This is a genomic window from Pseudomonas solani (genome assembly GCF_026072635.1).
In the GTDB taxonomy this organism is placed as follows: domain Bacteria; phylum Pseudomonadota; class Gammaproteobacteria; order Pseudomonadales; family Pseudomonadaceae; genus Metapseudomonas; species Metapseudomonas solani.
This window is the reverse complement of sequence record NZ_AP023081.1, coordinates 1,414,533-1,426,400: the sequence shown is the minus strand read 5'-3', so window position 1 is coordinate 1,426,400 and position 11,868 is coordinate 1,414,533. Positions and strand designations below refer to the sequence as shown.

Below are 11,868 nucleotides of genomic sequence, written 5' to 3'. Positions count from 1 at the left end.
GACCACTCTGTTGGCAAGGCGGCCAATGCGACGGCCAGGCGGGCGGCTAGTCTTGTCGCCAACGTTGCGCACCGCAATCCATTCCCCAGGCAAGGAGTCACCCATGACCCAGCTGCGCCGGGTCGCCATCGTCGGCGGCAATCGCATTCCGTTCGCCCGTTCCAACACGGTGTACGCCACCGCCACCAACCAGCAGATGCTCACCAGCGCGCTGGAAGGCCTGGTGGAGCGCTACAACCTGCACGGCGAGCGCATCGGCGAGTTCGTCGCCGGTGCCGTGCTCAAGCATTCCCGTGACTTCAACCTGGCCCGCGAATGCGTGCTGGGCTCGCGCCTGGCGCCGGAAACCAGCGCCTATGACATCCAGCAGGCCTGCGGCACCGGCCTGGAGGCGGCCATCCTGGTCGCCAACAAGATCGCCCTCGGGCAGATCGACAGCGGCATCGCCGGCGGCGTCGACACCACCTCCGACGCGCCCATCGGCGTGCACGAGGAGCTGCGCAAGATCCTCCTGGAAGCCAACCGCGGCAAGACCACCGGCGACAAGATCAAGAGCCTGCTCAAGGTGCGCCCGCGCCACCTGGCGCCGCACATCCCGCGTAACGGCGAGCCGCGTACCGGGCTGTCCATGGGCGAGTCCTGCGAGCTGATGGCGCAGACCTGGTCCATCCCCCGTGACGAGCAGGACGCCCTGGCCGTGGCCAGCCACCAGAAGCTCGCCGCGGCCTATGCCGAAGGCTGGCAGAACGACCTGCTGACCCCCTTCCTCGGCCTGACCCGCGACCAGAACCTGCGCGCGGACATCAATCCGGAGAAGCTCGCCACCCTCAAGCCGGTGTTCGACAAGGGCCCGCGCGGCACCATGACCGCCGCCAACTCCACCCCGCTCACCGATGGCGCCTCCGTGGTGCTGCTGGCCAGCGAGGAGTGGGCCAAGGCGCGCGGGCTGCCGATCCTCGCCTACTTCAAGGACGGCGAAGCGGCGGCGGTGGATTTCGTCGGTGGCAAGGAAGGCCTGCTGATGGCGCCGGTCTATGCGGTGCCGCGTCTGCTGGCGCGCAACGGCCTGACCCTGCAGGACTTCGACTACTACGAAATCCACGAGGCCTTCGCCGCCCAGGTGCTCTGCACCCTCAAGGCCTGGGAAGACGCCGACTACTGCAAGACCCGCCTCGGCCTCGACCAGCCGCTGGGCTCCATCGATCGCAGCAAGATGAACGTCAAGGGCAGCTCCCTGGCCGCCGGCCACCCCTTCGCAGCCACCGGCGGGCGCATCGTCGCCAACCTGGCCAAGCTGCTTTCGGTGGCGGAAAAGGGTCGCGGGCTGATCTCGATCTGCGCTGCAGGCGGACAAGGTGTGACCGCGATCATCGAAAAGTAATCCAATACCCGCGGCCGCAATTCATCGCTGGCCGCGTGATGTATGCAACTCCGTGATTTAGGGCGGCCCACAGGTTGGGCCGCCCTTTTTTTTCGCGTGCTTTTCGAGGGTGGGTGTCAGGCCGCGCTCGCCTGCGCCTGGCTCAGTTCGCGGCCACGGTTGGCATAGCGCTCGGCCATCACCGAGCAGACGATCAGCTGCATCTGGTGGTAGAGCATGATCGGCAGCAGGATCAGGCCCAGCGCCGGGTTGGCGCCGAAGATGATCGCCGCCATGGGCGCGCCGGCCGCCAGGGACTTCTTGGTGGCGCAGAACACCGCGGCGATCTCGTCCTCGTGGTTGAAACCCAGCGCCCGCGCCGAGCGGGTGGTGGCCCAGAGCATCAGCGCCAGCAGCAGGGCGCTGCCGACGAAGGCGATGACCAGGGTTTCCGGCCCTTGTTGTTGCCAGATGCCGCCGGCCACCGAATCGCTGAACGAGGCGAACACCAGCAGCAGGATCACCAGCTTGTCGAACACTGCCGTGTAGCGCTTGTAGCGGGCGAAGAACGTGCCCCACAGCGGGCGCAGCGCCTGGCCCAGTACCAGCGGCAGAAGCAGCAGCAGGCTCAGGTCGATCAGCGTCTTGCCCAGGTCGATGCCGCCATTGGCGTCAGCCACCAGGCTGATCAGCCAGGGCGTCAGGAACACCCCCAGCAGGCTCGACAGGCTGGCATTGAGAATGGCCGCCGGCACATTGCCGCCGGCGCTGCCGGTCAGCGCCACCGACGAGGAGATGGTCGAGGGCAGGGCGCAGAGGTAGAAGAAGCCCAGCATCAGGGCCGGCGGCAGTTGCTTGCCGAACAGCCTGTCCACCGCCAGCCACACCAGCGGGAACAGGGCGAAGGTAAAGACCTGCACCATGATGTGCAGGCGCCAGTTGCTCAGGCCCTTGCGGATCTGCTCGGTGGACAGGTTGATGCCGTGCAGGAAGAACACCAGGAACACCCCGGCGTTGATCAGGCTCTCGGCATGCAGCACGCCGCCGTGGCGGCCGATGTCCGGGAACAGCCAGGCCAGTGCCACGGCCACGAGCATGCCGCCGAGGAACCAGTCGGTGACCAGGCGCTTGAGGGGTTTGAGTGCCGACATGGGGCCTCCGTGCAGCGAACGGGATTGAGGCCGCAGGTTAACGGGCGCAGAATCCGACCGTCTAACGACAGCGGATCAGAAGATGTCGCCAAACGGACAGATCGACCTGCAACGCAGCATTCCCAGCCTCGACGTGCTGCCCCGGCCGCTCTATGCGCGGGTGGAAAGCCTGCGCGCCGGCTCCTGGACGGCGCGCCACAGCCACGACTGGGTGCAGCTCTCCTACGCCATCAGTGGCGTGCTCGGCGTGCACACTGCCGCGGGCAGCTTCTTCGCCCCGCCGCACTGGGCGATCTGGGTGCCGGCCGGGCTGGAGCACGAAGTGGTCACCTCGATGAATGCCGAGATGCGCAGCCTCTACGTGCGCGGCGACGCCTGCGCCTGGGCACCGGACCATTGCCGGGTGCTGGAGGTGACGCCGCTGGCCCGCGAGCTGATCAAGGGCTTCTGCGAGCTGCCGGTGGAATACCCAGAGGGCGACTGCGCCGAAGCGCGCCTGGTGGCGGTGCTGCTGGATCAGCTGCGCGCCTTGCCGGAGGCGGGCTTCTCCCTGCCCATGCCCGCCGAGCCGCGCCTGCTGCGCCTGTGCAACGAACTGGTGGCGCAGCCCGACCTGGCCCGCCCCCTGGGTGAATGGGCCAGCCTGCTGGCCACCTCGGAAAAGACCCTGATGCGCGCCTTCCAGCGCGAGACCGGCCTCAGCTTCCGCCAATGGCGCCAACGCCTGCGCCTGCTCGCCGCCCTGCAACCGCTGGAGCAGGGCCACAGCGTCACCCAGGTCGCCCTCGGCAGCGGCTACGACTCGCCCTCGGCCTTCATCGCCGCCTTCAAGGGCCTGTTCGGCGTCACGCCGGGTGAGCTGTTTCGCTGAGGCTCAACGCCTCCCCCCTGTTCGGGGCTCTCCGGCTGGCTGGCGGCTTGTAGGGTGGACCCCGCTTCACCGGTCCACCGAGCGGAGTTGCAGGCGCGCTCGGCGCTCGGCGCCACTGAACTCGGCACCTCACCTTTCCAACCACCGGCCGCTGGCTAAGCTGAACTGCGGTGGACGAGCACAAGGAAAGACCCATGTTGCGTGCCTCTTTATGGCTGCTGCTGATGCTGCTGGCATCCTTGGCCCTGGGCGGAAACGAGCGGCTCGAGTTCGACGCCGACGAGGCCGCCTGGCTGCAGGACCATCCGCGCATCCGCGTGGGGGTACCGCGCCATGGCTGGCCGCCCTTCGACCTGATGGAGTCCGACGGCAGCTACCAGGGCATCAGCGCCGACTTCCTGCGCCTGGTGGGCGAGCGCCTCGGGCTGGGTATCGAGCCGGTCTATTTCGATGACTGGCAGCAAGCCCAGGACGCCCTGCGTGAGCGCCGCGTGGATGTGCTGCCGTCCATGGCCAGGCTCCCAGCGCGGCAGAGCTGGGCAGCCTTCAGCGAGCCCTACCTGATCAGCACCAGCCTGCTTTTCACCCGCCGCGAAAGCGTCCTCCAGGGGGTGGCCGACCTGGCCGGCAAGCGCGTGGCGGTGGAACGCGGCTATGCGGTGCAGGCCATGCTCCGTGAGCGTGCGCCGGGGGTGCTGCTGGTGGAGACCGCCGACACCGAGGCGGCGCTGCGGGCGGTGTCGTCCGGGCGTGCCGACGGCTACGTGGGCAACATGATCGTCGCCAGCTACCTGATCCGGCAGTTCAACCTGAGCAACCTGGAGCTGCGCGGCGAATCCGGCCTGGGCAGCAGCGAGCTGCATTTCGGCGTGCGCCGCGACTGGCCGCAGCTGGCCGGCCTGATCGACCACGCCCTGGCCAGCATCGACCGCGAGGAGCGCGAGGCGATCATGGATCGCTGGCTGCCGCCGCTCACCGAATTCAACTGGCGCAAGGCCGCCGAGGTGGGCTGGCCGTTCGCCCTGGGGGTGATCGTCCTGGTGGGCTTCGTGCTGCTGTGGAACCGTCGCCTGGCGGTGCAGGTGGAGGAGCGCTGCCGTGCCGAAGCCGAGGCCGAACGCCAGCGCAGCACCCTGCTGGCGCTGGTCAATGCCATTCCCGACCCGATCTGGTTCAAGGATGCCGACGGCCGCTACCTGGGGGCCAACCAAGCCTTCGCCGATCTCATCGGCCAGAGCCGCGACGCCTTGCAGGGCCGCACCGATGCCGAGCTGCTGCCCACCGAGCGGGCGCGCATGCGCCTGATCCAGGACCAGGCGGCCCTGGCCCTGAGCCTGCCGTTCGAGAGCGAGGACTGGGTGGTGCAGCGCGATGGGCGCAAGGTGCTGTTCGACACCGTGCGCGCCACCTTCCACGACGACAAGGGCCAGTTGCTGGGCCTGGTGGGCGTCAGCCGCGACGTCACCGCGCGCAAGCACAGCGAGGAAGCCCTGGAGCAGGCCAAGGAACTGGCCGAGGAAGCCGCGCGGACGAAGGCCGACTTCCTCGCCAACATGAGCCATGAGATCCGCACGCCGATGAACGCCATCATCGGCATGACCCACCTCGCCCTGAAGACCGACCCCGAACCGCGCCAGCGCGAGTACCTGGGCAAGATCCAGCAGGCCAGCCAGCACCTGATGGGGGTGATCAACGACATCCTCGATTTCTCCCGTATCGAGGCCGGCAAGCTGAGCGTCGAGCGCATCGACTTCGACCTGCAGATGGTGCTGGAGAACCTCTCCGGGCTGATCAGCGAGAAGGCCGCCTGCAAGCGCCTGGAGCTGGTGTTCAACATCGACCCGCAACTGCCCCTGCAACTGGTGGGCGACCCGTTGCGCATCGGCCAGATCCTCATCAACTACGCCAACAACGCGGTGAAGTTCACCGAACAGGGCGAGGTGGAAGTGATCGTCCGTGGCGAGCACCGGCGTGGCGATGAGCTGGAGCTGTACCTGGCGGTGCGCGACACCGGCATCGGGCTGGATGCCGAGCAGCAGGGGCGGCTGTTCGAATCCTTCCAGCAGGCGGACAACTCCACCACCCGGCGCTATGGCGGCTCCGGGCTGGGCCTGGCCATCTGCCGGCGCCTGGCCGAGGCCATGGACGGCGCGGTGGGCGTCGACAGCCGGGTGGGCATCGGCAGCCTGTTCTGGTGTCGCCTGCCGGTGCAGGTATCGGCCCGGCAGCCCAATGAGCTGTTGTTGCAGCCCGACCTGCTTGACCGCCGCGTGCTGGTGGTGGACGACAACGACGCCGCGCGCCAGGTGATCAACGACATGCTCGCCAGCCTGGCGCTGCGGGTGGAGGCGGTGCAATCCGGCGAGGAAGCGCTGCTGCGGGTGGCCGAGGCGGAGCGCGAGGACGACCCCTTCGAAATGGCCTTCATCGACTGGCAGATGCCCGGCCTGGATGGCGTCGAGACCGCCTGCCGCCTGCACCGGCTGGGCCTGCGCAAGCCACCGCGGGTGCTGCTGGTCACCGCCCACGGTTTCGATGACCTGGGGGAGACCGACAAGGCCGGTATCGACGAGGTGCTGCACAAGCCACTCAACCCCTCGGTGCTGCTGGAGGCGTCCCTGACCAGCCTGGGGCGCCGTGGGGGCAACCCGCCGCCACCCAGCACCGCCGCGCTGCTGGACGCCATGCCGCGCTTCGACAACCAGCGTGTGCTGCTGGTGGAGGACCATGCGCTGAACCGCGAGGTGGCCACCGCCTTGCTGGAGGAAAGCGGCCTGCTCATCGACCAGGCGGAGAACGGCCTGGATGCCGTCGACCGCCTGCGCTGGCAGCCGCCGGGCTACTACGCGCTGGTGCTGATGGACATGCAGATGCCGGAGATGGACGGCCTGGAAGCCACCCGCGAACTGCGCCGCGAACCGCGCTTCCTGGAGTTGCCGATCATCGCCATGACCGCCAACGCCCTGCCCGGCGACCGTGAGCGTTGCATCGAGGCGGGCATGAACGACCACGTCAGCAAACCCATCGAGCCCCTGGAACTGTGGGCCACCCTCAGCCGCTGGTTGCGGGGCTCACGGGGGCCGGGCGAGCCGCCCAAGACGGTGGTGGCGAACCTGCCCGACTGGGTGTTGCCGGGGGTGGATATCGCCAGCGGCCTGCGCCGGGTGCTGGGCAAGCAGCAGGCCTACCTCGGCTTGCTCGGCAAGTTCGCCAGGGGCCAGCGGGCGTTCATCGCCAGCCTGCGCCAGGCACTGGGTGATGGCGATCGCGACAGCGCCGAACGCCTGGCCCACAGCCTGCGCGGGCTGGCGGGCAACCTCGGGGCGACGGCGCTGCAGGCCCAGGCCGAAGCCCTGGAGCGCAGCATTCATCAGGGGGCGCGCCTGGCCCAGCTGGAGCGCCAGATGCTGGAGCTGGAACCGCCGCTGCTGGCGCTGGTCCGAGCCATCGACGAGCTGCTGCGCGAGCAGCGACCGGAACCGGCCGCCGCCCCCTACGACCCGGCGCGCCTGGCGCCCCTGTGCAAGCGCCTGGCGCAGTTGTTCGAGGACGACGACCCGCGCGCCGGCAAGCTCTTCGAGGAACAGGCGGAATTGCTCCGCAGCGCCTTCAATGAAGGTTACGGGCCGCTGGAGTCGGCGGTGCGCAGCTACGATTTCGAGGCGGCGCTGGTGGTCCTGCGGGAGATGGCGGGGCAACGCGACATTTCACTTTGACGAGGTGCGGCAGATGGTCGGCATGCTGGACAGATCGGAGCGCGAGGTGATCCTGGTGGTGGACGACACCCCGGACAACCTCGAGCTGATGAGCGAGCTGCTGATGGACCGCTACCGGGTCAAGGTCGCCGGCAGCGGTGCCAAGGCATTGAAGATCGCCGCCGGGCACATGCGCCCGGACCTGATCCTGCTCGATGTGATGATGCCGGAGATGGACGGCTACGAAGTCTGCGCGCGGCTCAAGGCCGATGCCGTCACCCGCGATATCCCGGTGATCTTCCTCACCGCCCGCAGCGAAATGGCCGACGAGCAGAAGGGCTTCGACCTGGGGGCGGTGGACTACATCACCAAGCCCATCAGCCCGCCCATCGTCCTGGCGCGGGTGCAGGCGCAACTGCAGCTCAAGGCCACGGCCGACTTCCTGCGCGACAAGAGCGAATACCTGGAGCTGGAGGTGCGCCGCCGCACCCGCGAGATCCAGCACCTGCACGACGCCACCATCGAAGCCCTGGCGGGCCTCGCCGACATGCGCGACAACCCCGACGGCAACCACCTGGTGCGCATCGAGCTGTACATGCGCCTGCTGGGCACGGCCCTGGCGCGGCAGCAGCCGGGCATGGCCGAGGAGCTGACCGAGGAACGCATCAACCTGATGGCGAAATCGGCCTTGCTGCACGACATCGGCAAGGTGGCGCTGCCCGATCGCGTGCTGCTCAACCCCGGGCAGCTGGAAGGCGACGACCTGCGCCTGATGCAGAGCCACACCCGCCTCGGCCGCGAAGCCCTGGAGCGCGCCGAAGCGCGGCTGGGCGGCAGCGAGCAGAGCTTTCTCGGCTACGCCAAGGAAATCCAGTACGGGCACCATGAGCGCTGGGACGGCTCGGGTTATCCACAGGGTCTGCGCGGTGACCAGATACCCCTCGCGGCGCGCCTGATGGCGGTGGTGGACCACTACGACGGGCTTACCAGCTACCACCCCTATCGCAGCAGCCTGAGCGGCGACGCGGCGGTGATGCGCATCAGCGCCGGCAGCGGCAGCGAGTTCGACCCGCTGGTGGTGATGGCCTTCCTCGAAGTGGCCGACGGCTTCGCCCTCATCGCCCAGCGCCACGCCGATAGCCGCGCCGCCATCGACGGCGAATTGCAGCGCCTGGAAGACTCCATCGCCGAGAGCATCGAGCTGACGTTGCCGGAGTGAGGCTCAGCGCCAGTCGAGCTGCAGCGCCTCCTGCCAGGCGAAGCGTTCGAAGTGGCTGGCGATCACGTCCTTCATCTTTTCCAGGTTCGCCGTGTCGGCGGCTTCGACCTTGAGGGTCAGGCCGCCGGCTTCGGCGTGCAGCAGGCCGATGCCGAAGTCGAACTCGATGCGCCCCTGGTGCTCGTCGAAGCTGACCGGGATGCGGTGGGCGAAGTGCTTGCACAGGCGACTGATATAGCGCGCCGGGGTGTCGGTGACGACGTGCGCGGAGGCGGTGAGGCTCATGGGCTGCTCCTTGTGGATAAGGGGATGCGGTGGGCCGCCGGAAGCGGGCCCACCCTGCGCCGGGATCAGTAGCCGACGGTGAAGCGCTGGCGGATGTGCTGCGGGTTTTCCAGCTCGTCGACGATGGCCACGGCCAGGTCGGCCACCGAGACGCTGGCCGGGTGGTCGCCGTCCATCAGCAGTTCGTTGCCGCCGATGCGGAAGCGGCCGGTGCGTTCACCGGGCTGCAGCAGCGCGGGCGGCGAGATGAAGCTCCAGTCCAGGGCGGTTTCGGCCTGGATCAGGTTCAGTGCCTGGCGCGCGCCTTCGGCGCCTTCCTTGTATTCGGCGGGGAAGTGCGGGGTGTCGATCAGCTGCACGCCGGGGGCGACGTAGAGGCTGCCGGCACCGCCGACCACCAGCAGGCGGCGGACGCCGGACTGATTGGTGGCGGCGAAGATCGAGCGGGTGCCGGCGATGAACTGCTCGCGGATGTCCTCGCGGCCCCAGCCGGGGTTGAAGGCGTGGACGACGGCGTCATGCCCGGCCAGTTGCGACGCGGTGGCGGCCGCGTCGTGGATGTCGGCCTGCAGCGCCTTCAGGTGTTGGTGGGCGGCGAGCTTTTCCGGGTGGCGCACCAGGGCGGTGACCTGGTGGCCGCGTTGCAGGGCTTCGGCGAGTACGGCGGAACCGACGAAACCGCTGGCACCGATAAGGGCGATCTTCATGCTGTTCTCCTGGAGCTGGGTGAGTGATTCGAGGTGCTGCATCATTGCTGCTGGATAATCGACGGAAAAAGTGGCAGAAAGCGCTTTCACAATTAAGCGGTGCTTACGAATGGAGCAGCTCAAGCGCATGGCGGTGTTCGCCACGGTGGTGGAGAAAGGCTCGATGGTGGCGGCCGGGGAAGCCCTGGGCATGAGCGCCTCGGCGGTCAGCCAGCAGATCCGCAAGCTGGAGGAGTCGACCCGGGTCAGCCTGCTCCACCGCACCACCCGCAAGCTCACCCTCACCGAGGCCGGCAGCCTGTTCTACCGCAGTTGTGCGCAGGTGCTGGAGCTGGCGCAGCAGGCCGAGCAGCGCTTGGCCGAGCTGCGTGATGCGCCGGTGGGGGAGTTGCGCATCGCCGCCCCGGTGGGCTTTTCCGGGCGCTTCATGACCGACGCCCTGGCACCGCTGCTGGAGGCGCACCCCGGGCTGAGCCTGCGGCTGTTCTTCCACGACGAACAGATCGACCTGGTGGAGCAGCGCATCGACATGGCGGTGCGTGTCGGCAAGCTGGAGGACTCCAGCCTGGTGGCGCGGCATATCGGTGATTGGCCGATGCTGCTGTGCTGCGCGCCGGCCTACCTGGCCCGCCACCCCGGCGTCACCCGCCCCGAGCAACTGCTGGCGCTGGATTGGGTGAGCCTGGGCAGCGACCGCCAGCAGGGCCCGGTGACCCTGCACGGGCCGGGCGGCGAGGTGCAGCGCCTGCGCATCGAGAGCCGGGTGGTGTGCAACAACATCCTCTCCACCCGCAGCTTCACCCTGGCCGGCTTCGGCCTGTCGCTGCAGCCGGAGCCGGAAATCCGCGACGAACTGACCAGCGGTCGCCTGCTGCGGGTGCTGCCGGAATGGCGCACCGACCCCGTCGGCATCCACATCGTCACCCCGCGCCGCGATGCCCAGCCGGCCAAGGTGCGCTACGCCATGGATGCGCTGCGCCACAGTCTGCAGCGCGGCGGATAGTCGCGGGGGCGCGCATGCCGTATAAAGTCGGACGATGTCCGCCCGTAAACAGAGGATTGGCTACAAAGCAGCATGAAGACTCCAAAACGCATTGAACCTTTGGTGGAAGACGGCCTGGTCGACGAAGTGGTCAGGCCCCTGATGAGTGGTAAGGAAGCGTCGGTCTACGTTGTGCGTTGTGGCAGCGAGTTGCGTTGCGCGAAGGTCTACAAGGAGGCCAACAAGCGCGGTTTCCGCCAGGCCGCCGAGTACCAGGAAGGGCGCAAGGTGCGTAACAGCCGCGACGCCCGGGCCATGGCCAAGGGCTCCAAGTACGGGCGCAAGGAACAGGAAGAGAACTGGCAGAACGCCGAGGTCGCGGCGCTGTTCCGCCTGGCTGCTGCCGGCGTGCGCGTGCCCAAACCCTATGACTTCCTCGATGGCGTGCTGTTGATGGAGCTGGTCACCGATGGCTACGGCGATGCCGCACCGCGCCTCAATGACGTCGACCTGACGCCCGAGGACGCCCGCGAATTCCACGGCTTCATGATCGGCGAGATCGTCAAGATGCTCTGCGCCGGCCTGGTCCATGGCGACCTGTCCGAGTTCAACGTCCTGCTCGACCCCTACGGCCCGGTGATCATCGACCTGCCGCAGGCGGTGGATGCCGCCGGCAACAACCACGCGTTCCGCATGCTGGAGCGTGATGTCGGCAACATGGCCGCGTATTTCGGGCAGTTCGCCCCGGAATTGCTCTACACGCGCTATGCCAAGGAAATGTGGGCGCTCTACGAGGACGGCAAGCTGACCCCGGAAACACCGCTCACCGGCCAGTTCGACGAGCCGGAGGACGCCGCCGATGTCGACTCGGTGATGCGCGAGATCAAGGCCGCCCTGGCCGAGGAAGCGCGGCGCCAGGCGTTGCTCAACGAGGACGAGGACAAGGCCCGCGACGAGCCGCCGCCCCCGCCCTGGATGCAGAATTGAGGCTGCGGCATCGGCTCGCTTGACCGGGGCCGATCCGCGCAGGACCATTACGCGCTCGAATCACCGCGTTTGCAGGGGAGAACACACGAATGCAAGGGCAAGCCGAAGTAGTCGAATACCTCAAGGACCTGCTGCGGGGCGAGCTGGCCGCTCGCGACCAGTACTTCCTGCACTCGCGCATGTACGCCGACTGGGGCTTCACCAAGCTCTTCGACCGGATCAACCACGAGATGGAGGAAGAGACCGAGCACGCCGATGCCCTGCTCAAGCGCATCCTCTTCCTCGAAAGCACCCCGGACATGTCGCCCAAGCCGATCCACCCGGGCGCCACTGTGCCGGAGATGCTGCGCGCCGACCTCCAGCTCGAGTACGACGTGCGCGCCGCTCTGAGCAAGGGCATCACCCTGTGCGAGAAGCACAAGGACTACATCAGCCGCGACATCCTCGCCCTGCAGCTGCAGGACACCGAGGAAGACCACGCCTACTGGCTGGAACAGCAGCTGGGCCTGATCGACCGCGTGGGCCTGCAGAACTACCTGCAATCCCAGGGCTGATCGCGCCCGCACCGGTTCCCGGAAAGCCCCCGGCGGGGCGTCTACCCAGGTAGATGC

The 11,868-nt window shown here is 68.0% G+C and carries 10 protein-coding genes; 7 read left to right on the top strand and 3 right to left on the bottom strand.

The window, feature by feature from the left end:
• The first annotated feature begins 103 nt into the window (after positions 1-103).
• Entirely contained in the window at positions 104-1,381 is a 1,278-nt protein-coding gene (locus PSm6_RS06650) for an acetyl-CoA C-acetyltransferase (protein WP_021219722.1), read from the top strand.
• 116 nt (positions 1,382-1,497) lie between these two features.
• Here the strand turns inward: PSm6_RS06650 and PSm6_RS06645 are convergent, their stop codons facing one another.
• The gene (locus PSm6_RS06645; protein WP_043244615.1) at positions 1,498-2,511 is read right to left on the bottom strand and encodes a bile acid:sodium symporter family protein; all 1,014 of its coding nucleotides are present in this window, start codon (positions 2,509-2,511) and stop codon (positions 1,498-1,500) included.
• Positions 2,512-2,593: 82 nt separating this feature from the next.
• On the opposite strand from PSm6_RS06645, the gene PSm6_RS06640 reads away from it, so the two are divergent.
• The 3 genes from PSm6_RS06640 (at position 2,594) to PSm6_RS06630 (ending at position 8,296) form a co-directional block, all read left to right on the top strand.
• A complete protein-coding gene (locus PSm6_RS06640) occupies positions 2,594-3,382 on the top strand; it encodes an AraC family transcriptional regulator (RefSeq protein ID WP_021219724.1) in 789 nt (262 codons plus the stop codon).
• Positions 3,383-3,576: 194 nt separating this feature from the next.
• Positions 3,577-7,098 (top strand): response regulator, encoded by a 3,522-nt coding sequence (locus PSm6_RS06635; RefSeq protein WP_052351371.1) that lies wholly within the window; start codon positions 3,577-3,579, stop codon positions 7,096-7,098.
• Positions 7,099-7,111: 13 nt separating this feature from the next.
• Positions 7,112-8,296, top strand: coding sequence for a response regulator (locus PSm6_RS06630; protein WP_021219726.1), 1,185 nt, complete (start codon positions 7,112-7,114; stop codon positions 8,294-8,296).
• Positions 8,297-8,299: 3 nt separating this feature from the next.
• Here the strand turns inward: PSm6_RS06630 and PSm6_RS06625 are convergent, their stop codons facing one another.
• Both PSm6_RS06625 and PSm6_RS06620 read right to left on the bottom strand, forming a co-directional pair.
• Positions 8,300-8,581, bottom strand: coding sequence for a DUF2218 domain-containing protein (locus PSm6_RS06625; protein ID WP_021219727.1), 282 nt, complete (start codon positions 8,579-8,581; stop codon positions 8,300-8,302).
• Between the two features lie 65 nt (positions 8,582-8,646).
• Complete coding sequence (locus PSm6_RS06620) at positions 8,647-9,288, bottom strand: NAD(P)-dependent oxidoreductase (RefSeq protein WP_265169824.1); 642 nt, start codon at positions 9,286-9,288, stop codon at positions 8,647-8,649.
• 109 nt (positions 9,289-9,397) lie between these two features.
• Between PSm6_RS06620 and PSm6_RS06615 the strand changes: the two genes are divergently transcribed.
• From PSm6_RS06615 to bfr, 3 genes are all read left to right on the top strand, one after another.
• On the top strand, positions 9,398-10,291 hold the full coding sequence (locus PSm6_RS06615; RefSeq protein WP_265169823.1) for a LysR family transcriptional regulator: 894 nt from the start codon (positions 9,398-9,400) through the stop codon (positions 10,289-10,291).
• Positions 10,292-10,363: 72 nt separating this feature from the next.
• Entirely contained in the window at positions 10,364-11,257 is an 894-nt protein-coding gene (locus tag PSm6_RS06610) for a PA4780 family RIO1-like protein kinase (protein WP_031287779.1), read from the top strand.
• An 89-nt stretch (positions 11,258-11,346) separates the two neighbouring features.
• Positions 11,347-11,811 (top strand): bacterioferritin, encoded by a 465-nt coding sequence (gene bfr / locus PSm6_RS06605; RefSeq protein WP_021219731.1) that lies wholly within the window; start codon positions 11,347-11,349, stop codon positions 11,809-11,811.
• The last annotated feature ends 57 nt before the right edge of the window (positions 11,812-11,868 follow it).

Coding starts and splice junctions, on each gene's coding strand:
- PSm6_RS06650 (WP_021219722.1), top strand. CDS start 104: ATGACCCAGCTGCGCCGGGTCGCCATCGTCGGCGGCAATCGCATTCCG.
- PSm6_RS06645 (WP_043244615.1), bottom strand. CDS start 2,511: ATGTCGGCACTCAAACCCCTCAAGCGCCTGGTCACCGACTGGTTCCTC.
- PSm6_RS06640 (WP_021219724.1), top strand. CDS start 2,594: ATGTCGCCAAACGGACAGATCGACCTGCAACGCAGCATTCCCAGCCTC.
- PSm6_RS06635 (WP_052351371.1), top strand. CDS start 3,577: ATGTTGCGTGCCTCTTTATGGCTGCTGCTGATGCTGCTGGCATCCTTG.
- PSm6_RS06630 (WP_021219726.1), top strand. CDS start 7,112: ATGGTCGGCATGCTGGACAGATCGGAGCGCGAGGTGATCCTGGTGGTG.
- PSm6_RS06625 (WP_021219727.1), bottom strand. CDS start 8,581: ATGAGCCTCACCGCCTCCGCGCACGTCGTCACCGACACCCCGGCGCGC.
- PSm6_RS06620 (WP_265169824.1), bottom strand. CDS start 9,288: ATGAAGATCGCCCTTATCGGTGCCAGCGGTTTCGTCGGTTCCGCCGTA.
- PSm6_RS06615 (WP_265169823.1), top strand. CDS start 9,398: ATGGAGCAGCTCAAGCGCATGGCGGTGTTCGCCACGGTGGTGGAGAAA.
- PSm6_RS06610 (WP_031287779.1), top strand. CDS start 10,364: ATGAAGACTCCAAAACGCATTGAACCTTTGGTGGAAGACGGCCTGGTC.
- bfr (WP_021219731.1), top strand. CDS start 11,347: ATGCAAGGGCAAGCCGAAGTAGTCGAATACCTCAAGGACCTGCTGCGG.